The 21169-nt window shown below is 30.5% G+C and carries 20 protein-coding genes, 1 tRNA gene and 7 pseudogenes; 19 read left to right on the forward strand and 9 right to left on the reverse strand.

The annotated features are described in order from the left end of the window. Positions 1 to 38 precede the first annotated feature (38 nt). The 3 genes and pseudogenes from AGR56_RS22765 to AGR56_RS19505 all read left to right on the forward strand — a co-directional run. Positions 39 to 386, forward strand: a complete 348-nt coding sequence (locus tag AGR56_RS22765; protein WP_157055734.1) for an MFS transporter — start codon at positions 39 to 41, stop codon at positions 384 to 386. Next, a complete protein-coding gene (locus tag AGR56_RS09960) occupies positions 376 to 1314 on the forward strand; it encodes an MFS transporter (protein WP_053242124.1) in 939 nt (312 codons plus the stop codon). Before AGR56_RS22765 ends, AGR56_RS09960 begins: the two co-directional genes overlap by 11 nt. Before the next feature lie 157 nt (positions 1315 to 1471). Next, positions 1472 to 1579 (forward strand): annotated as a pseudogene (locus tag AGR56_RS19505) (transposase); the annotation flags it as partial. Positions 1580 to 1749: 170 nt separating this feature from the next. On the opposite strand, the gene AGR56_RS09965 reads toward AGR56_RS19505, so the two are convergent. Then, positions 1750 to 2106 (reverse strand): hypothetical protein, encoded by a 357-nt coding sequence (locus AGR56_RS09965; RefSeq protein ID WP_053242125.1) that lies wholly within the window; start codon positions 2104 to 2106, stop codon positions 1750 to 1752. A gap of 188 nt (positions 2107 to 2294) precedes the next feature. Further along, a pseudogene (locus AGR56_RS09970) lies at positions 2295 to 2637 on the reverse strand (phenylpyruvate tautomerase MIF-related protein). 171 nt (positions 2638 to 2808) lie between these two features. On the opposite strand from AGR56_RS09970, the pseudogene AGR56_RS09975 reads away from it, so the two are divergent. From AGR56_RS09975 to AGR56_RS10050, 16 genes and pseudogenes are all read left to right on the forward strand, one after another. After that, a pseudogene (locus AGR56_RS09975) lies at positions 2809 to 4023 on the forward strand (ATP phosphoribosyltransferase regulatory subunit). Next, positions 4013 to 4646, forward strand: a pseudogene (gene hisG, locus AGR56_RS09980) (ATP phosphoribosyltransferase). Before AGR56_RS09975 ends, hisG begins: the two co-directional pseudogenes overlap by 11 nt. A 16-nt stretch (positions 4647 to 4662) precedes the next feature. Continuing rightward, the gene (gene hisD, locus AGR56_RS09985; RefSeq protein WP_053242126.1) at positions 4663 to 5958 is read left to right on the forward strand and encodes a histidinol dehydrogenase; all 1296 of its coding nucleotides are present in this window, start codon (positions 4663 to 4665) and stop codon (positions 5956 to 5958) included. A 13-nt stretch (positions 5959 to 5971) separates the two neighbouring features. Beyond that, on the forward strand, positions 5972 to 6556 hold the full coding sequence (gene hisB / locus AGR56_RS09990; RefSeq protein WP_053242127.1) for an imidazoleglycerol-phosphate dehydratase HisB: 585 nt from the start codon (positions 5972 to 5974) through the stop codon (positions 6554 to 6556). Positions 6557 to 6571: 15 nt separating this feature from the next. After that, positions 6572 to 7183: an imidazole glycerol phosphate synthase subunit HisH gene (gene hisH / locus AGR56_RS09995; protein WP_053242128.1), complete on the forward strand. Its 612-nt coding sequence runs from the start codon at positions 6572 to 6574 to the stop codon at positions 7181 to 7183. Beyond that, positions 7180 to 7895: pseudogene (gene hisA / locus AGR56_RS10000) on the forward strand (1-(5-phosphoribosyl)-5-[(5-phosphoribosylamino)methylideneamino]imidazole-4-carboxamide isomerase). The gene hisH and the pseudogene hisA overlap by 4 nt, the downstream one beginning before the upstream one ends. A gap of 11 nt (positions 7896 to 7906) precedes the next feature. Further along, a complete protein-coding gene (gene hisF, locus AGR56_RS10005) occupies positions 7907 to 8668 on the forward strand; it encodes an imidazole glycerol phosphate synthase subunit HisF (RefSeq protein WP_053242129.1) in 762 nt (253 codons plus the stop codon). A 30-nt stretch (positions 8669 to 8698) separates the two neighbouring features. Continuing rightward, entirely contained in the window at positions 8699 to 9043 is a 345-nt protein-coding gene (gene hisI, locus AGR56_RS10010; protein WP_053242130.1) for a phosphoribosyl-AMP cyclohydrolase, read from the forward strand. Next, positions 9040 to 9372 (forward strand): phosphoribosyl-ATP diphosphatase, encoded by a 333-nt coding sequence (gene hisE, locus AGR56_RS10015; protein WP_053242131.1) that lies wholly within the window; start codon positions 9040 to 9042, stop codon positions 9370 to 9372. Before hisI ends, hisE begins: the two co-directional genes overlap by 4 nt. A gap of 62 nt (positions 9373 to 9434) precedes the next feature. Continuing rightward, positions 9435 to 10229, forward strand: coding sequence for an AEC family transporter (locus tag AGR56_RS10020; protein ID WP_053242132.1), 795 nt, complete (start codon positions 9435 to 9437; stop codon positions 10227 to 10229). A gap of 324 nt (positions 10230 to 10553) precedes the next feature. Beyond that, entirely contained in the window at positions 10554 to 12539 is a 1986-nt protein-coding gene (gene tkt / locus AGR56_RS10025) for a transketolase (protein WP_053242133.1), read from the forward strand. A gap of 180 nt (positions 12540 to 12719) precedes the next feature. Continuing rightward, positions 12720 to 13055, forward strand: coding sequence for a single-stranded DNA-binding protein (locus AGR56_RS10030; RefSeq protein WP_053242134.1), 336 nt, complete (start codon positions 12720 to 12722; stop codon positions 13053 to 13055). 300 nt (positions 13056 to 13355) lie between these two features. Next, the gene (locus AGR56_RS10035; RefSeq protein ID WP_053242135.1) at positions 13356 to 14000 is read left to right on the forward strand and encodes a hemolysin III family protein; all 645 of its coding nucleotides are present in this window, start codon (positions 13356 to 13358) and stop codon (positions 13998 to 14000) included. 134 nt (positions 14001 to 14134) lie between these two features. Further along, a pseudogene (locus AGR56_RS10040) lies at positions 14135 to 14982 on the forward strand (DegV family protein). 19 nt (positions 14983 to 15001) lie between these two features. Next, on the forward strand, positions 15002 to 15436 hold the full coding sequence (locus AGR56_RS10045; RefSeq protein WP_053242136.1) for a PadR family transcriptional regulator: 435 nt from the start codon (positions 15002 to 15004) through the stop codon (positions 15434 to 15436). 50 nt (positions 15437 to 15486) lie between these two features. Further along, a pseudogene (locus AGR56_RS10050) lies at positions 15487 to 16074 on the forward strand (manganese efflux pump). A gap of 359 nt (positions 16075 to 16433) precedes the next feature. On the opposite strand, the gene AGR56_RS10055 reads toward AGR56_RS10050, so the two are convergent. The 7 genes from AGR56_RS10055 to AGR56_RS10080 all read right to left on the reverse strand — a co-directional run bounded on the left by AGR56_RS10055 (position 16434) and on the right by AGR56_RS10080 (position 21131). Further along, positions 16434 to 16515: transfer RNA gene (locus tag AGR56_RS10055), tRNA-Leu, on the reverse strand. A gap of 363 nt (positions 16516 to 16878) precedes the next feature. Beyond that, on the reverse strand, positions 16879 to 17064 hold the full coding sequence (locus tag AGR56_RS10060; RefSeq protein ID WP_157055735.1) for a hypothetical protein: 186 nt from the start codon (positions 17062 to 17064) through the stop codon (positions 16879 to 16881). Between the two features lie 116 nt (positions 17065 to 17180). Next, the gene (locus tag AGR56_RS10065) at positions 17181 to 17573 is read right to left on the reverse strand and encodes a transglutaminase-like domain-containing protein (RefSeq protein WP_084756940.1); all 393 of its coding nucleotides are present in this window, start codon (positions 17571 to 17573) and stop codon (positions 17181 to 17183) included. Further along, on the reverse strand, positions 17467 to 19074 hold the full coding sequence (locus AGR56_RS10070; RefSeq protein WP_053242139.1) for a transglutaminase-like domain-containing protein: 1608 nt from the start codon (positions 19072 to 19074) through the stop codon (positions 17467 to 17469). The genes AGR56_RS10065 and AGR56_RS10070 overlap by 107 nt, the downstream gene beginning before the upstream one ends. Positions 19075 to 19078: 4 nt before the next feature. Further along, the gene (locus tag AGR56_RS10075) at positions 19079 to 20194 is read right to left on the reverse strand and encodes a DUF58 domain-containing protein (protein WP_053242140.1); all 1116 of its coding nucleotides are present in this window, start codon (positions 20192 to 20194) and stop codon (positions 19079 to 19081) included. Then, positions 20194 to 20496, reverse strand: coding sequence for a hypothetical protein (locus AGR56_RS23380; RefSeq protein ID WP_347460455.1), 303 nt, complete (start codon positions 20494 to 20496; stop codon positions 20194 to 20196). The genes AGR56_RS10075 and AGR56_RS23380 overlap by 1 nt, the downstream gene beginning before the upstream one ends. Then, a complete protein-coding gene (locus AGR56_RS10080) occupies positions 20493 to 21131 on the reverse strand; it encodes an AAA family ATPase (RefSeq protein WP_347460456.1) in 639 nt (212 codons plus the stop codon). The genes AGR56_RS23380 and AGR56_RS10080 overlap by 4 nt, the downstream gene beginning before the upstream one ends. Positions 21132 to 21169: the final 38 nt, after the last annotated feature.

The raw sequence follows: 21169 nt of genomic DNA on the forward strand, positions 1-21169 counted from the left end.
TACAATGGAAATTGGGTGTCAATTATGAAACTAATGTTATGAAAAATAGGGATTTTTTGTTGCTTCTTTCTTGTAAATTTGTTTCCTTAACTGGAGATGAAATACAAAGTTTTGCTCTATCACTGTATGTACTTCAGGTGACTGGTTCAGCTGCTAAATTTGCTTCAGTAATGGCTGTGGCTGTAATTCCAAGATTGATAATTGGACCCATATGTGGAGTTTTTGCAGACTGGTTTAATCGAAAGAAAATAATGATTATACTTGACGTAATTAATGGAATTGTGGTTAGTTCTTTGGTATTAATTTATAAAATTAATGGTTATCTAGGAATGATATATATATATACAGCAGTAATAATATTAGCTGTAATTAAAAATGTTTTATAATTCAGCGGCATCTGCAGTGGTGCCAACAATTGTAGGAAAAGAAAGTCTTTTAAGAGCTAATTCTGTAAATTCTACTGTTTCTTTTATTCCAGAAATTATTGGACCTCTTATTTCTGGAATAGTAGTTGGTTTTTTTGGAATCGTATATATAATTCTATTTAATTCCATAAGTTTCTTTTTGTCAGCAGTGATAGAGGTATTTATTGAAATACCTAAAAATGATAGAAAAGATAGAAAATTTAACTTTTATCAATTCAGAAAGGATTTTATCGATGGTATTAGATATATTAAAGAAAGGGCAATACTTATGAAAATAACAATTTGCTGCTTTGCTATGAATTTAGCACTTAATCCTGTTCTTTACATTGGAATAAGATATATAGGAAAAAATGTGTTTAAAATATCAGATGCATCCATTGGGTCTATACAAGCTGTATTTACGGCTGGAGCCGTTATAGGTTCAATTATTCCTGGATTAATTAAAAGAAAGATAGAACCAAGTAAATCTTTTGCTGTTTCGACTAATTTAGGTGGAATATTAGTAATATTTGTAAGCTTCATTTTGGTATTGTATTATAATGGTGTAATTACAAACTTAATGTTTATGATAACTGCAATTACAATTCTTATTACTGTTATGGTAATATTTATAATAATGTCAAATGTGTTTTCCGCAACTGTTTTCCAAGCTGAAGCACCAAATGAGATGCTTGGAAGAATTGGAGCGGTAGTCTCAACGGCATGCGATGCAGCAATTCCAATAGGTCAGGTTGTTATAGGAATTTTATATGATTATACAAAATCATATGTACCAATGTTTTTGTGTGGAGTTATTATGTTGTCGTCGGGTTTATATTTTGTAATTAGCCAGAAATTTGATCATGCCAAGATGTGTAAAATGCAAAATAACAATAGTAATGCTATATAGCATCACTATTATTATTTTATGATTTTTCTTTTAACAGGTTGAGAGTGCGATAGCACATCAACTAAAAGCCACCCGCTATGCAGGTTAGATTAAACGCTTAAGCAAAAAGAGATGTTATATGGCTCAAAGTTTAGCACATACTAAGTGGATGCGCAAGTATCACATACATTTATTAGTATTAATATCACCTAAAGAAAGTATATCGTCATTTATGGGATATTTAAAAGATAAAAGTGTAATCATGATATTTGATGGACATTTAAATTTTGATTGATTTTTAAAAAGGGAATGGGAGTAAATACCCAAACCCCAGATTATGGATAGAGCTAATATTTAGTTTAGATATCACATGGGCTGCCGCCCAAACCCCAGATTATGGATAGAGCTAATATTTAGTTTAGATATCACATGGGCTGCCGCCCAAACCCCAGAGGATTACTTCCATTCGAGTTGGCGGCGTTGGAGTTCTCGGTTGGCTTGTTTTTCCTTAATGTTTTTTAGGTCATCTTTGCTCATATGATCCTTGTTGTGTTCGATATATCCTCTTGTGGACCTGTAGGCCTCTTCTAATTGTTCCTTTTGCTCATGAGGGCTTGTGGTGTCTCCCATTATTTTAACTTCAAGAGTGTTAATTTCATCTTCTCTTCTTTTTTGTTTTTCTTCAGCAGTTTTTATAGATTCTGGTGATGAATACTTAGCACCTTGTTCAAAATGTCTTTCTGTTCTAGTATGTTTTTCTACTACATTTTCAAGTTGTTTAAGTCTATTTTTGGTTTCACATTTATCATCCATTTCTATTCCTCCTTTAGTGGGAAACGCTGAGTACTTTAATATGGTTTATTTATGTTCATTGAAGTACTCGCAAAATTAAATTTTATATATCTTTTATAGTTTGTACATAAATAGAAAATATATTAGAGAAATATAAGTGTTAAATGGATAATATTTTTATTGGAAATATTTACTTTAAATTAAATAATTTAAAAAAGTGATCCATTCCATCCCCAGGTATCAATCTCCTCAATAGTTACATATATTGAATCCTTAGGTATCCCAAGTTCCTTTTCAAATAAAGAGCAAATTTGTGATGTTAAATTATTTTTACAAGCTTTTTCAGCATTTCCAAATATTTTAACCTCAACAAAAGCAGCTTTTTCTTTTTCTCACCTTTAAAATATAAAGTGTAATTATCTTCAAAGCCAACCATGAGCCAGCTTTCACTTTTGCCTGGAAGAATACTAATTAAATTTCCAAGTTCCTTTTTACAGTTTCTTTTTTAGAATCATCCATTTTTACAGTTACTTTTGAATTTATAAATGGCATAACAAAAACCTCCTAATAATTAATTATTTTAAATTACATATACTAAAATTATATACCACATTATTGTGTATATTTGCAATTTTTATTTGACATCAGCATATAATGTTGGTACAATATATTTAACACATTAGCGTGGTAAAGCAATAAAGTAAATTACAGGATGTGATAGGAATGATAAATTTAAGAAAATATATACCTGAGGGTACAAGGGATATTTTATTTAATGAGTGTACAAACAAAAAAATATAGAAGACATACTAAGAAGTGTTTATATAGAAATGGGTTATAGAGAAGTAAATTCTCCAATCTTTGAATTTTATGATGTATATAACCTTAAAAATCAGCCTATAAAACAAGAAAAAATGTATAAGCTTTTTGATAATATGGGAAGAATGATGGTATTGAGACCAGATATGACTACACCTATAGCGAGAATTGCAGCTACAAAAATAAAAAATAAAAAATATCCTATGAAGCTTTGCTATACTGGAAATGTGTACAGAATGAATGAAGTTCTAAACGGTAAAATAAGTGAAGTAACTCAATCGGGTATAGAAGTAATTGGAAGTAACAATCTAAGAGCAGATGTTGAAGTTTTAATTGCTGCAATAAAGGCGCTTATAAAAGCCGGACTTAAAGGATTTAAAATAGAAATAGGGCAAGCAGAATTTTTTAAAAGTATAGTTGAAGATATAGATATTGAAGAAGAGTATATAGAACAGCTTAGAACTTTAATTGAAAACAAAAATTTTAGCGAAGTTGAAAACTTCATATTTGATAATAAAGAAAAATTAAAAGATAAAGGCAATATACTTTCCAAGCTTCCAGAACTTTTTGGAGGCAAAGAAGTAATAGAAAAAGCTAAAAAACTTATAAACAACGAAAAAGCTTTAGATACATTAAAAATAATTTCAAAGGTATATGAAGTTGTTGAAAACGCAGGCTACGGGGAGTATCTTTCAATAGATCTTGGAATGGTACAGCATATAAATTATTATACTGGATTAATATATAGGGGATATGCTAAAGGTATAGGAGATAACGCTTTTAAGTGGTGGGAGATATGATAATTTAATAAATCAGTTTGGATGTGATATTCCAGCTACAGGACTTGCTATAAATGTTGATAATTTAATGGAAGCTTTAGAGAATAGTAATAAAAATTGTGCTGATGACTTTGTAAAATTCATGGTTTTTGGAGTGAAAATTGAAAAGGCATATTTAGAAGCTGATGAGCTTAATAAAAAGGGCATAAAAGCAGAAGTTAGCCTTTTTGATACTCTTCATGAAACCATAGAATATTGTATGAAAAATAAAATTAGCAAAGTAAAAAATATAGATAATGGAGAAACAATTGATGTGAGGAGTATTAACAATGAAAAATAATGCACCTATTAGAATTGCACTTACAAAGGGAAGAATAGAAACCAAAGCAATACAAATATTTGAAAAGGCAGGCATTGACTGCAGCGAGCTTAAGGATAAGGGAAGAAGACTAATCTTCCATGATGTGAAAAATAATATAGACTTTGTACTTGTAAAGGCAGCAGATGTTTTAACTTATGTTGAACATGGAGCTGCTGATGTAGGTATAGTTGGAAAAGATACCCTTATGGAAATGAATAAAGATTGTTATGAGGTCTTAGATTTAAAAACAGGTAAGTGTAAATTTTTCATTAGCATCACTTCCTGATTTTAAGTTAAATGAAGGCTGTAATAGAAAAAAAATAGCGACTAAATATCCTAATGTTACTAGAAATTATTTTAGGGAAAAGGGAATGGATGTTGAAATAATAAAAATTGAAGGCTCTGTTGAACTTGCACCAATACTTGGACTCGCAGATGCTATAGTAGATATAGTTGAAACAGGGAATACTCTAAAGGAAAATGGGCTAGTGGTATTTGAAGATATATGTAATATAAGCACAAGAATGATAGTAAATAGAGCAAGTATGAAACTTAGAAAAGATGAAATAGGCACAATAATAAGCAGGGTGAAAAACATTTAGAAGGGAAAGAATATGAATGGATGATATTATAAATATTATATATAATGGCAGCGAGGAAGGAAAAAGATATTTTGAGTCTCTAAAAGAGAGACAAGGAAAAGCAGATGAAAGTGTAATGAAGATAGTGGAGGATATCCTTCAAGAGGTAAGGAAAAATGGGGATAGGGCTTTAACTTACTATACTAGAAAATTTGATTGTCCTAATATAAATGAAATAAAAGTTTCAAAAGAGGAAATAAAAGAAGCCTATGATAAAGTAGATAAGGATTTTATTGATGCACTTAAAACTGCAAAAGAAAATATATGGGATTTTCACGAAAAGCAAAAGGAAAATTCTATGATAGTACCTTCAAAAGATGGAATAATGATGGGACGTATTGTCAGAGGACTTGAGAAGGTAGGAATATACGTACCAGGTGGAACAGCAGCTTACCCATCTTCTGTGCTTATGAATGCCATTCCAGCTAAGGTTGCAGGGGTAGAAAAGATAATAATGACGACGCCTCCTATGAAGGATGGTTTTATTAATCCTAATATTTTGGTTGCAGCAGATATTTCTGGAGTAGATGAAATTTATAAGGTTGGAGGAGCTCAAGCAGTTGGTGCCTTAGCTTTTGGAACAGAAACTATTGATAAAGTTGATAAAATAGTTGGACCTGGAAATATTTTTGTGGCTATGGCGAAGAAAAGCGTGTTTGGATTTGTTGATATAGATATGATTGCAGGACCAAGTGAAATACTTGTAATATCAGATGAAAAGGGTGACCCTGAGTATATAGCAGCAGATTTAATGTCACAAGCAGAACATGATAAGCTTGCTTCTGCTATTCTTGTTACTACTTCAAAAGAACTAGCTGCAAAAGTTGCATGGGAATTAAAAAAGCAGGTAGAAAAACTTGAAAGAAAAGAAATAATATTAGAATCACTTAAAAATTATGGGGCTATAATAATTACATCTAATATAAAGGAAGCTATTGGAATTGGAAATACTATAGCACCTGAGCACCTTGAACTTATGCTGGAAAATCCTTTTGTATACTTAGGAGATGTAAAAAATGCAGGCTCGGTATTTTTAGGATATTATGCTCCAGAACCACTTGGAGACTACATGGCGGGTCCTAATCACGTATTGCCTACAAGTGGTACTGCAAGATTTTTCTCACCTCTTTCCGTAGATGACTTTGTAAAAAAATCAAGTTATCTTTATTACTCAGAAGAAGCGCTAAGAGGAGTAAAGGATAAGGTTGTAAAACTTGCAGAGACAGAAGGATTAACTGCTCATGCAAATTCTATAAAAGTAAGATTTAAGTAGAGGTGAAGGTATTGTGAGAACAGCAAATATACAAAGAAAAACAGGTGAAACGGACATAAGTGTTGAAGTGGACTTAGATGGTGAGGGTAAATATGAAATTGATACAGGTATAGGTTTTTTTGATCATATGCTTTCACTTATGGCAAAACATGGACTAATAAATTTAAAGGTTAAAGCTAAAGGCGATACTTATGTTGATTCCCATCATACGGTTGAAGATGTGGGAATAGTAATTGGCGAGTGCATTAAAAAAGCTCTTTCAGATAAAGCTTCTATTAATAGATATGGAACTGCCTTTGTACCTATGGATGAAGCTCTTGCACAGGTTTCAATGGATATAAGTGGAAGACCATTTCTTGTTTTTGATGCAGATTTTACAACAGATAAGCTTGGAACTTTTGATACTGAAATGGTGGAAGAGTTTTTTAGAGCAGTAGCTTTTAATTCAGGTATAACACTTCATGTAAGGGTTCTTTATGGGAAAAATAATCACCACATGATTGAAGGCATTTTTAAGGCTTTTGGAAGAGCACTTAGCGAGGCAGTTTCAAAGAATGAAAGAATAAAAGGAGTAATGTCTACTAAAGGAATGTTATAGAGAGGTGATTATGATATGAAAAGAATAGCTATTATTGATTATGGAATGGGAAATTTAAGAAGTGTACAAAAAGCTTTCGAATTTATAGGGGTTAAACCTTTAATAACTTCTAAAATACAGGAGATAGAGAGCAGCGATGCAATAATACTTCCAGGTGTAGGAGCCTTTCCTGATGCTATGGAAAATTTAAGTAGATTAAATCTTGATAAGATAATTGTAAATGAAGCTAAAAAAGGAAAGCCACTTATGGGAATTTGTCTTGGAATGCAGTTATTATTTAATGAAAGCGAAGAAGTGAGGCTTACAGAGGGACTTGGACTTATAGATGGAAGAGTAAAAAAATTTGAAGTGGATTTAAAAATACCTCAAATAGGTTGGAATAATATTAATATTTCAAAGCCTTGTACTGTATTAAAAGATACAAAAGAAGGTGAATATGTGTATTTTGTACATTCATATTATGCAGAGTTAAAAAATGAAGAAAATTTGAATGCGTATTGCAATTATGGAGTTAAAGTACCCGCTGTTGTAAGTAGAGGAAATATATTTGGACTTCAATTTCACCCAGAAAAGAGTGGAGAAGTTGGGATAAAAATGCTTAAAAACTTTTGGGAGCTGATAAAATGATAATTTTACCTGCAATTGATATAAGAGATGGAAAATGTGTAAGACTCTATAAAGGAATATTTGAAAAATCTGAAATAGTAGCTGAAAGCCCTGTAGAAACAGCTAAGTCTTTTGAAGAAGATGGAGCAGAATATATACATGTTGTTGATCTTGATGGAGCACTTAAGGGTGAGGTTATAAATATAGAGACTATAAAAAACATAGTTGAAAGTGTAAATATACCAATAGAACTGGGTGGTGGAATAAGAAATATAGAAACTGTTGATAAACTTATTGAAATAGGGGTTAAAAGGGTTATTCTTGGAACAGCAGCACTTAATGATAAAGTATTTGTAAAAGAGGCTGTTAGAAAGTATGATGATAAAATAGCAGTAGGAATAGATGCCAAAGATGGGTTTGTTGCAGTCAATGGATGGCTTGATGTTAGTAAATCAAATTATATAGATTTTGCTAAATTTATGGAATACATAGGAGTAAAAAATATAATACTTACAGATATAAGCAAGGATGGAACTCTAGAAGGACCAAATTTTAATATGTTAAGAGAACTTAGAAAAATGTAAAGTGCAATATTACAGCATCAGGTGGAATAAAGTCTATAGATGATATTTTAAAGTTAAATGATATGAACCTTTATGGAACGATAGTTGGAAAGGCAATATACAGTGGAAACGTTGATTTGAAGGAAGCGATAAAAAAGAGCAGAGAGTAGGAGGGATTAAAGTGCTTACAAAACGAATAGTACCATGTCTTGATGTAGATATGGGAAAAGTGGTTAAAGGAATTAATTTTGTAAATTTAAAAGAAGTTGGAGACCCTGTCGCTATAGCTGATTTTTACAACAAAGAAGGGGCAGATGAGATAGTTTTTTTAGATATAAGTGCCACTAATGAAGGCAGAAAAACTATGATAGATGTTGTGAGGAAAACAGCGGAGAGAGTTTTTATTCCTCTTACGGTTGGAGGTGGAATAAGAAGCCTTGAGGATTTTAAAAATATTTTAAGAGCTGGAGCGGATAAAATATCTGTAAATTCAGCAGCTATAAGAAGACCAGAGCTTATAACAGAGGCAGCAGAAAAGTTTGGAAGTCAGTGTGTTGTGGTTGCTATAGATGGGAAAAAAAGACCCGACAATTCAGGTTGGAATGTATTTATAAATGGAGGAAGAATAGATACAGGGCTTGATGCGGTTGAATGGGCATTAAAATGCGAAAAACTTGGAGCAGGAGAAATACTTTTAACAAGTATGGATGCCGATGGTACAAGAAATGGGTATGATGTTGAGTTTACAGATACTATATGCAAAAGTGTAAGAATACCTGTAATAGCATCTGGAGGTTGTGGTAAACTTGAAGATTTTAAGGAGATATTTGAGAAAAGCTCTGCAGATGCAGCTCTTGCAGCTTCACTTTTTCATTATAGAGAACTTACTATAAAAGAGGTTAAAGAGTATTTAAAAGGAAGCGGAGTAGAAGTTAGAATTTAAAACAAAACCTAAAATAAAGGAGGATATAATTTGAAAGCTAAGGAGGTAATTGATATAGTAAATTTTTCAAAAGGACTTGTGCCAGCAGTTGTTCAAGATTTTCAAACCGGAGAAGTGCTTATGCTTGCATATATGGATAAAAAAGCTTTTGAAAAAACCATAGAAACGGGAACTTCATGGTTTTGGAGTAGATCAAGAAAATCATACTGGAATAAAGGAGAAACTTCTGGACATTTTCAATATGTTAAAGAAATAAGCGTTGATTGTGATGGGGACACCATTTTGTTAAAGGTAAAGCAAGTTGGTGCAGCGTGTCATACTGGAAATAGAAGCTGTTTTTATAGAAAACTTGAGTGTAAGGAGAGGGAAAAATGATTGATAAAAAAGTTTTAAATGAATTATATGCTGTTATAAAAGATAGAAAAGAAAATCCAATGGAAGGATCATACACAAATTATCTTTTTAATAAAGGTATAGATAAAATACTTAAAAAAGTAGGAGAAGAAAGTACAGAAGTTATAATAGCTGCTAAAAATGAAAACAAAGATGAATTTGTAGGAGAAGTTTGTGATGTAATATATCACCTTATGGTACTTCTTGTGGAGAAAAATATTAAGCTTGAAGATATATCAGAAGAATTAAACAAAAGAAGCAAAAAGATTGGGAATAAGAAAGCGGAAAGAAAACCTGTTGAAAAAATATAGGCTGTTGTTGTAAAATTATAAATGTGATTGTTTTTATTTAAACTTAAAGAGGAGGCATAATTTTGAACAACAGCATTTTTAATCAAGTTGAAATTTTAATTTTGATGATGGTAGTTGGAGTGATTTTAAGAAAATTAAATGCTATAACTGATCAGGTTAATAAGGGATTATCATATATACTTGTAAATGTGACAATGCCCTTTTTAATTATTAATTCATTTAATTTTAGTTTCTCAAAAAGTATGTTTCAAAAGGGTATTATGATTTTTCTATACTCATTATCTATACATATTTTTCTTATAATTTTAAGTAAGGTTACTTATTTTAAATTTCCACAGGATAAAAAGAAAGTTATGAAATTTGCAACCATATTTTCAAATTGTGGCTTCATAGGATATCCTATAGTTGCAGGCTTGTATGGCAAGGTGGGAGTTTTTTACACATCGATATATACAATACCCTTCAATATTTTTTTGTGGTCTTATGGTACACTTCTTTTTACTGATAAGAATGATGAAAATATATTTAAGAAGGTTTTTTTAACGCCTCCAATGATTGCTATGTTTATTGGACTTATAATGTTTTTCTTTTCCTTGAAACTTCCAAGCCCAGTTATTAAAACAGCAGAAAGCATTGGGAATATGACTACACCTCTTTCTATGTTTGTAATAGGGGCAATGCTTGCAGACGTAAAATTTAAAGAAATTTTCTCCGGTATTAGTGTTTATTACGTCAACCTCATAAAGCTTATTATTGCACCTGTAATTGTATTTTTATTTTTAAATGTATTAGGAGTTCAAAAAACTGTTTTAGATATATGTGTAATTTTAACGGCTATGCATCTGGTACTATTGTAGGAGTTTTTGCAGAAAAATTATGGTGGAGACAAAAAAAAATTGCATCAAAATGTGCCTTTTTAAGCACAATATTATCTGTATTTACGATACCAATTATATTTATGTTGCTATAATTTTAGCTAAAACATAGTTAATTTATAGATAAATTTAAAAAAGTTTGTTATAATTTTAGTTGATTTAAGGATAATTAAAGATAAACCACCTTGAAACTTGAAATTTATTTGTAACAAAATGCCGTCTTCTGGGCATTTTGGTGCACATAAATTTCAATAGTTGAAGCGGTTTATCTATATCTCTAATAAAAGTTGAAAGGTGAGAGCAAATATGAATATTGATGAATTAACAGTAAATACCGTAAGAGTTTTATCGGCAGAGGCTATTCAAAAAGCAAATTCTGGTCATCCAGGAACTCCTCTTGGAGCAGCACCAGCAGCATATGCTTTATGGTCAAAAAAATTAAAACATAATCCTTTTAATCCTAAATGGATAGATAGGGATAGATTTGTTTTGTCAGCAGGTCATGCATCTATGTTACTCTATTCACTTTTACATTTATTTGGATATGAGGTTTCAATAGACGATATAAAGAATTTTAGACAATGGGAGAGCTTAACTCCAGGACATCCAGAGTACGGAGTTACACCAGGAGTTGAAATAAGTACAGGACCACTTGGTCAGGGAGTTGCTAATGGAGTTGGTATGGCAATTGCAGAAGCTTATTTAGCAGAGAAATTTAATAAACCTGACATAAATATTGTTGATCATTATACTTACGTGCTTGCAGGAGATGGATGCATGATGGAAGGAATTTCTTCTGAAGCAGCATCATTAGCAGGTACTCTTGGCCTTTCAAAACTAGTAGTCATATACGATTGCAATAACATATCTATAGAAGGAAATACTGAAATAGCATTTAGAGAAAATGTTGGTGCTAGATTTAAAGCTTATGATTGGAATGTAATAGAAGTTGAAGATGGAACAAATATGAAAGCTATAGTAAATGCTATAGATAAAGCTAAAAGTCAAAATGAGAGACCATCTCTTATAATATCAAAAACTGTAATTGGTTTTGGAGCTTCAAAGCAAGGAACAGCAGGAGTTCATGGTTCACCACTTGGAGAAGAAGGAATTAAAGAATTAAAGAAAAACTTAGGATGGAATTATGCAGAAGATTTTTATGTTCCAGAAGAAGTAAAAGAACACATGCTTAAGGTAAAAAATGAACTTAAAGAAAATGAAAATAAATGGAATGAACTTAGAAAAAATTACGCTGAAAGCTACCCAGAATTATCAAAGGAATTTGACGAATGGATGAGTGGAAAGGTAACATTTGATTTAGATAAATTAGAAGAATTGTGGAATGTAGAAAAACCTACGGCAACAAGAGATGCATCAGGAAATGTAATAAATGCGCTTACAAAGATTATTCCTAATCTTATTGGTGGATCAGCAGATTTAGCGCCTTCTAATAAGACTTATATGAAGGATAGAGGTGACTTCTCAAAAGAAAATAGAGGAGGAGCAAACCTTCATTTTGGAGTTAGAGAGCATGCTATGGCTGCTATTGGAAATGGAATTGCTGCACATGGTGGATTAAAAGTATTTGTTTCAACTTTCTTCGTATTTAGTGATTATATGAAGGGTGCTATGAGGATGTCAGCACTTATGCATCTTCCTGTAGTTTATGTACTTACGCATGACAGTATAGGGGTCGGTGAAGATGGTCCAACTCATGAACCAATTGAACATTTAGCTGGACTTAGAAGTATACCAGATTTAACTGTTTTAAGACCATCAGATGCGATAGAAACAGCAGCAGCTTGGAAATATGCACTTACTGAAAGCGATGGACCAACAGCATTGGTGCTTACAAGACAAAAGCTGCCTTTATACAAAGAAACGCCAAAGGATTTAAAAAGAGGAGCTTATATACTTAAGGATTCAAAGAAAGATAAACCAGATATGCTTCTTATGGCATCAGGTTCTGAAGTTGAATTAATATATAAGGCAAAGGATGAACTATTAAAAGATGGTATAGATGCAAGAGTTATAAGTGTACCTTCCTTTGAATTATTCGATGCACAGGATGAAGAATATAAAGAAAAGGTTATGCCTAAAGAAGTTAGAGCAAGATTTGCTGTAGAGGCTGCGGCTTCTTTTGGATGGCATAAATATGTAGGACTTGATGGTAAGGTGCTTGCTATAGATCATTTTGGAGCTTCTGCACCTGCTGGAATTTTATTTGAAAAATTTGGTTTTACAGTGGAAAATGTTATAAAAATGTGCAAGGAAATTGTAAAGAATAAATAGCTAAGAAATATAAAAAGCGGTGTGCGTTTATGCATACTGCTTTTGTTTTTCACATTTTTAAAATGCATTTTAGATTTATAAAATTTTTTTAATGTGACAAAATATTATACTTGATATTGTTTATATATTACATAGTTGGATATAATATCATATAAATAAATTAATAAGGAGAGCAATATCATGAATAAAATACTTTTAATAGGTAGAATGACTAGAGAACCTGAAATCAAACATATTGAAGAAATAGATAAAACTAGGTGTAATTTTACTATAGCAGTAAATAGAAGAGTAAAAAATAGCGAAGGAATATTTGAAGCAGATTTTATACCAGTAGTTGTATGGGGAAAAATAGCAGAAAATGTAGGTAAGTATATGCAAAAGGGAAGTCTTATAAGTGTAATTGGAAGACTTCAAATTAGAAGTTATACTGATAAGGATAACAATAAAAGGTTTGCAGCAGAAGTTGTGGGAGAAGAAGTTCAATTTTTAGAACGCAAAAAAGAGGCAATTTCATAATAGTTTACAGTAAATATCTTTTATGAGTTAAATGAAATATATAATGCAAGGTTGTAAAAAGTTTATAAGAAAGTTTTGAAAAACTATAAATAAAAGAATAAAGTGTTATAATTTAACGCATGATATTTAAAACAGGCGGTGTATTGGATGCATAAAAAGCGGTTTTTATTAATAATTATAACACTTTTATTATTTATAGTTGCTGTAACTGGAATAGTTTACAGGGGGAAAATAAAAAGAATTATATATTGTGCATGTAAATTTTAAAGAGTAATATATATTTTAAGAGAGGTGAGTAATTTGGAAGATAATAAAAGCTTTTATAGTAAAGGGGAGGAAATTGCAAATGCAATAACGCATGGAATTGGAACGTTACTTGCTATAGCAGCTCTTGTTTTGCTGATTGTTTTTGCAGCTAAGTATGGAGACGCATGGTATGTAGTTAGTTATACAATATATGGCGTATGCCTTGTGCTTTTGTATTTATTTTCTACTCTATACCATAGTATTTGTGCTAAGGGTGCTAAAAAAGTATTTAGAATATTTGATCACGCTTCAATATATATACTAATAGCGGGAACATATACTCCTTTTGCGCTTACTGTGCTTAGAAAACATGGTGGATGGGTTATTTTTGGAGTTGTATGGGGAGCTACTTTAATTGGTATAGTAACAAAGGTGTTCTTTTGCGGAAAATTTGAAAAAATGTCTACGCTTCTTTATGTGGTAATGGGCTGGATGATAGTATTTTATATAAAAACGTTGATCTCAGTTATACCATTAAATGGGGTAATATTGCTTGTTGCTGGTGGAATAATATATACATTAGGAGCTGTATTGTTTCTATTTGATAAGATACCATATAATCATGCAATATGGCATCTATTTGTTATAAGCGGTAGCGCATGCCATTTCTTTTGTATATTACTTTACTTGATTAGGTAATCGGCAAATAACATTATCAATACTGATATGTATCACTATTGATAATCATATCAGTAGTGATATAATTAGTTAGGAGCATTTTACGTTAAAGTTCTAAATACATATTATTGGTTAAAATCAGGAGGAATTATAAAATGGAAAAAATAGCTTTGATAACAGATACTACTTCAGATTTATCAGAGGAGATAATTAATAAATATGGAATTAATGTTTTATCTTTTAGAATTATTTATAGTGATAGAGAATATAAAGATAAGGTAGATATAACATCAGAAGAGGTTTATAAAAATTTCAAGTTTGAAATACCAACATCATCAATGCCGGCACTTCAGGATATGAGGAATTGTATAATAAACTTGAAAGGGAAGGCTATACTCATGCTATAGCAATTACTCTTTCAACTGGATTATCAGGAATATTTAATGGACTTAAGTTAACAGCAGAAAATCACAAAAACATTAAGTCATATATATATGATTCAAAGTCTGTAACAATAGGGGAAGGTGTTCTAGCCCTAGAATGCGCTAAGTTAATACAAAGTGGAAAAAGCTTTGATGAAATTGTTAAAGAAATTCCTTTTATAAAAAAAAGAATACACATGTTTTTCGTTGTTAGTACATTGGAGTATTTGAAAAAGGGAGGTAGAATAGGAAAATTGTCAGGAACAATAGGACAATTTTTAAATATAAAACCAATAATAGCAGTAAATGAAGAAGGAACCTATTATCCATATGATAAAGTTAGAGGAAGAAAACAATCTATTAATAGATTACTTGAAATAGCAAAAGATATAACAAGTAAATGTAAATGCAGTGTTTATATTGCCCATGGAGATGCAGAGCTGGAAGCTCGTGACTTATTTGAAAAAGCTAAAGTGCTTCCTAATGTGGTATCTGCACATTTTTGTGGTTGTGTTACTCCTGTTATAGGTGTTCATAGTGGACCGGGGGCTTTAGGCCTTGTAGTATTAGAACAAAATTAGAAACTGGTGAATCGTTAATATGGATATAAAAGAAGAAGAAAAGCGTTTATATGAAGAGTATAAGCGAAAATTGGCGGAGCTTAAAAAAGTTGAAAAAGAAGGCAAAGCGGTTGGGCAAGTATTTACAAAAGGGCTGTTACCACTTTATGTACTTTATATATTAAGCTTGGGTGCTACTAATGGTAATGATATAGCACATAAAATAGGTCAGAAAACTAATGGACTTTGGATTCCAAGTACTGGTGGAATATATCCTATATTAAAAAAAATGGAAAAAAATCAATTGATAATCGGTAGATGGAATGAAGGAAATAAGAAAATACAAAAGGTTTATACAATTACAAATGAAGGTTTGATGGAGCTTGAAAATAAAAAATTGCTTTTAAAGGATAAAATGAAGGAAGCACTAGAGGTCTTTAGGATTGTTTATAAGGATTTATATGATGAAGAGTGATATTATCTAGGTATAAAATGGTTTATAGTACTTAAATTAGGAGGATTTTAATGAGTATATATTTACTGTTTATAATAGCAGTAGCTCTTTCACTAGATGCATTTGGTGTAGCATTAAGTATTGGATTTAATGAGGCTGTAAAGAAAAAAAATAAAATATTTTTTGCACTTTCTTTTGGTACTTTCCAGGCTTTATTAACCTTTATAGGGGCATATGCTGGCTTTGTATTTAATACGTATATAATAACTATTCCTCAAATTATAGGAGGCACTGTAATATCTATTGTAGGAGTGCTTATGATAAAGGATGGGTTTGAAAAAAAACCGAAAATATTCTCTTGAGTTTTAAGATGTATATTATTTTAGGTATATCTGTTAGTATAGATGCTGCAGTAGTGGGATTTACAATATTTAATAATATTAATAGCAATTATATAGTTATAACCCAATCAATATTTATAGGAATTATGACCTTTGTTTTATCTAATCTAGCTTTTTTTGTTGCAAAATTTCTTAAGAAAGATAGAGCTTATAAAGAGATATGCTGATTACATAGGGGGAGTAATTTTAGTATTGTTTGGCATAAAGATGATGTTTTTTTTAAAAAAATTGCGAAGTAACAGTATCTTGGAATATTAAATAAAATTAATAAATCTAAGAGTCTAAATCCTAAAATTCTAAGAACTTTCAATAACTCGCCTTTGGCTCAGACAGATTGAAAAGTTCTAAGCCTTTTACGATTTAGACTCTAAGATTTATAAAATTTTATTTAATATTCCAAGATACTGTTACTGTTGTATGAGATAAACTATTTGTGTTTCTTTCATTAGACATCCTCCTATGTTTTCATATTTGCGGTTGGCTAGACCTGCATTCTATTTTAACATAGGAGTTTTTTCTGCTCAACGGCATAAGCCTTTTTTCTTCCACTTGCTTAGCAAGTGGTTTCCTTCGTTACACAATAAAAGACCGACGATTCAAAATCGGCGGTCTCTCGGTGGTGCGGATAACAGGATTTGAACCTGCACGATTTCTCACTAGAACCTGAATCTAGCGCGTCTGCCGTTCCGCCATATCCGCAAGATACAAAAAATATTATACCACCTTGGTAATAAATATACAACCAGAAAGATTGAAATGGCTAATACCAAATTCATTCTAGCAAACTGGAAGTTTACTCAGAGTACAGTTAAGTATAATTTTTCTCCGCTATCCCTGCTAAAAATCTTGAACTTAATGCTAACGCATGGCGTAAACAATAGTGCTCAGCGCAGCTGGCACTATTAAGTCCTAAGATTTACCTAAGTGAAACAAAAGGTAAATCCACCTTTGTTGTACTCTGTACTCTGAATAAGTTACCACAAATATTTGAAGAAATAATATTTTACTCTCCCCTGTCTTTTTCTCATTAACTCCTCAAATTTATTATAAAAACTCTTTTTATCAAAACTTACCTTCCCCTCCATTTCCATAATATTCACTATAAACCCGATCTGCAATATATCTAATAATATTACTAATTTCATTATCCTTTATAGCTTCCGAAAATTCAATTTCGCCTACATTAAGTGGTTTATATATACCAACACTCTCAAGTCTCCTTTGACAATAATTATAAAGTTTGAGCACACCTTTATAATTTAAAGCTCGTCTTATAATAATTATCTTATATAAAGCTCTGAGCAGAAATATTACAAAAATACAAATAACCAATAGATGAAATTTATAATTTACTTTTTTCTTAATTAAAGTGTTTTTTTGACGTTTGTACTCTTTCCCTTCTGCTTATTATCATCCTTTTTTACAATGCTTTTTACACTTTGCTGATTTTGTATACTTGAGCTTTGCCTCGTTTTTTCGCTACCTGAATTATGTGTAATTTTATTATTTTCACTATTCTCGTAAATATATTGTGCCGCTGATGGAGTAGCATCTGCAATGTACCACATATTAAGGCTCGAATTAATTAACACTTCTGTCCAAGCATGCGCATCTGCATTTGTAACAACATAGTTTCCATCAGAGTTTTTTCTATTTATCATTTTTACGCCTTCTACGTATCTTGCTGGTACATTGGCAATTTTGCACATAACGGTCATGGCGGTAGCAAAGTACACACAATACCCCTTTTTTTTCATTAAACAAAAAATTATACAATAAGTTCCTATCTATATTTTTAACCTCAAGAGAATACGTATAATTCTTTTTTAAATATTGCTCTATTCTGTAAGCTTTTTCTGTATCAGATTTGGCTCCTTTGACTATTTTTTTTACAAGCTTCACTATTCTGTCATCAACATTGCTGTATCCACTAATAAATTTTTCATTATATTTTTTATATTCCTTATACTCCTTGTCAGTAAAAGTGGTATTTCCATTATCATCTTTAAAGATTTTGTCTTCGCCTATTCCTTCATTATAAGCCTTGTCCAACGTCATATCCTCTCCATAATCATAGTAAGATATATTATAAGTCGCTATATCATCTTCTTTAAAAATAGAATTTTGTGGGCTTAAAAACGTATTTATGTTGTTTACAGAATAGGTTAGATATGGATGAAATAACATGTTCTTGTCATATCCTATTTCAATATTGAACTTATTTACCTTCAAGTTTTTTAAAGTGGAATATAATTTTTTTTCAGGATAATACTTATTGTTTTTCACATATTTATCATCATATATAAATGCTTTCTTGGGTATTTTAATCAGCTTTTCATAATCATTATCCCATGTATTACTATCGTCATCATACTTATTTTTTATTGAAGCCTCTAAATAAACAGGTCTCTTTGCTTTAACCTCAAATTGAGGAGTATTATCAACATTAAGGCTGCCGCCTATTTTTTCTTTGCTTACTTCAGTAATGCTGTCTATGCCTTGAAATTTATGATTTTTATCCGACGAACTAGTAAATCTACCATCATCAAATCCATTTACCCTAGTATATATCAAATCTGAATATACGCCTGAATGATCGTCAGATACATTTGTTATTGACGCATAAATAATCCCTGTAATAAATAAGCTAACAATAAAAAAAGCTGCAAAACTTCTTACTCTTTTATTTAAATTTCCTTTATATTTTGTTAAAACCCTATAATATCCGTCAAACATAAAAGAAAAAACTCCAATGCAGCAATATATATAAGAATATTTTGTTAAAATGCTTTCATAATGCCAAAACCAAAGCACTATCATTAAAATAATATTTATAATTACGCCTATAAAATTTCTCACTTTAAGCGCATTATGAGTATATATAATTGCTATAATTGGAATTAATATAATCATATATGGAAGTATTAAATTTACACTTATGCTTTCAAAATTAGAGTATAAATACACAAATTCATTAGGAATTCCAACAAACAATTTATTAAATGTATTTTCACCAATAAAAGAATCCATTTCCATTAATAGTATAACAATAAAGCATATAAACAAACCTATAGTTAAAAATAATCCCTTTTTTAGGAAAACTTGTTTGAGTCCAGTATATGCTAGCATTCCTACGCCAAACAGCACTGAAAAATAAAGCACATATTCATTTGTATTACCTATTTTTAAACAAAGGCTTATTATTAAAAATATAAATATTAAGTTAATATATGATATAAATATTTGAACTGCCTTCACATTTTCACCCGTTCCCCATCATTTTTGACATTGAAAAACATTGAATTTTAATTGTGCTTAAATATTTATCTTCAAAATAAAACACTATATATTTTATCCTACTCTTTTCTAATAAAACAATTTTCTCTCTTAAGCTTTCATCTATTTTAAATACAATAATACACATACAGTCTTTTTCAGCTGCGTTCTTAGGGTTTAGTATGCTGTCAATCACATTTTTCTTTCCTGTACACTTATTGTAAATCAAATATTCCATAACTTGACCAAATTCAGATTTTCCATTAGAAAAAATAGTCTTTTCATTATCGTTAATAAAATGAATTTCAAATTTGCTGTGCTTGTCCATAATATAACTCAGCATAGATACTGAGTATTCTATATATTTTTCCTCAACGCTCTTTCCAAGCTTCATAATGTATTCATTCATATCTATAAAAACTTTTATCTTCCCATTGTCAAAGTTTTCGTAATTTTTCACATACAACTGCCCCGTCTTTGACGTAGCTTTCCAATGTATCCTCTTATAACTGTCATTATATTTATATTTTCTTATATCTTTGACATTTAAATAGTCATTTTCGATTAAATTTTTACCTATTACGGTTTTAAATATATAATTTAACTTATTTATTTCATCTTGTTTTATGCTCCACACTTTAGGATAAACCCTTATTTTAGGCTTATTTTTTAAATACTTATATTTCGTAAATATAAACATTATATCTTTTATTTCTAATTTAAAATCATTAAAATCATAAATTCCTCTATACTGAAACATAATTTCACTTTTAATTTTCTCTTCCTTATGAAGATTCATATAAAGCATTTTAGTTACTAATTTATTACCACTTATATAATTTACAACTGCAAATGGAATAAAAGAATACAGCTTATTTTTTAACTTTAAATTAAAATCATAATTATCGACAGTATTATACTTCCTTTGATTAAATTCTATTTCTATACTTATTCCAAAATACGAAATAATTAATGAAATTAAACTTATAATCCAACATAAAATTACACAGTAAAATGCTAAATTAAAAATAACTTCTCCCTCTATAAAAAATAAGAAAGCAATGATTATGGTAAAAATCACAAATAATTTATTTACTTTCATCACTTTAAAATCCTTGGAACATATGTTGAAGCTACTATATTATCTATAATTTCTCTAGAAGTTAAATTATTAATATTAGCATTATAGGATAATTTTATTCTATGACAAAGCACCATATAAATATTTTTCCTTATATCTTCTGGTATAACATAATCTCTTCCATCCATAAAAGCCGAAGCTTGTGCAATTCTCAAAATAGCCAGAGCCCCTCTTGTACTTACACCTAAGCTTATATTATCATCATTCCTTGTTTTATCGACTATATCTAATATATAAGATATAAGTTCATCTCTTATATTCACCTTTTCACTATCTCTTGAAGATAGATTATGTCATTTTTTGACGCCATTGGTCTAAGTTCTTCTATTGGCTTGCTTTCTTTATATAACTTTAGTATTTTCATTTCATGTTCTTTTACTGGATATCCTATATTCACTTTTATTATAAATCTATCTAATTGAGCCTCAGGAAGTTCAAAGGTTCCCTCTTGCTCTATTGGATTTTCAGTAGCTAGTACACAAAATGGTTCTTCTATATCATAAGTTGTATTACCATCAGAAACTTGTCCCTCATCCATGGCCTGAAGTAAGGATGATTGGGTTTTAGGTGACGTTCTATTTATCTCATCTGCTAAGAGTATATTGCAAAATACAGGTCCTTTTTTAAATTCAAACTCCATACTTTTCTGATTATAAATTGAAACTCCTGTAACATCTGATGGCATTATATCAGGTGTAAATTGTATTCTTTTATAAGTTAAGTCAAAGGATTTTACGATTGCCTTTACAATAGTTGTTTTTCCTACTCCAGGTACATCCTCTATTAAAACATTTCCACCTGCAATTATGCCCATGAGAATATTTCTTATTTCAGTATCCTTTCCTACTACTGCTTTTTTGCAATTTTCTATAATTTCATTTATTAATTCATTATTCATAAAAACACCTTTAATCTTAATAGTCTATTTATTTAAAT

Origin of the sequence: Clostridium sp. DMHC 10 (genome assembly GCF_001270375.1) — a bacterium.
Lineage (GTDB): Bacteria > Bacillota > Clostridia > Clostridiales > Clostridiaceae > Clostridium_S > Clostridium_S guangxiense.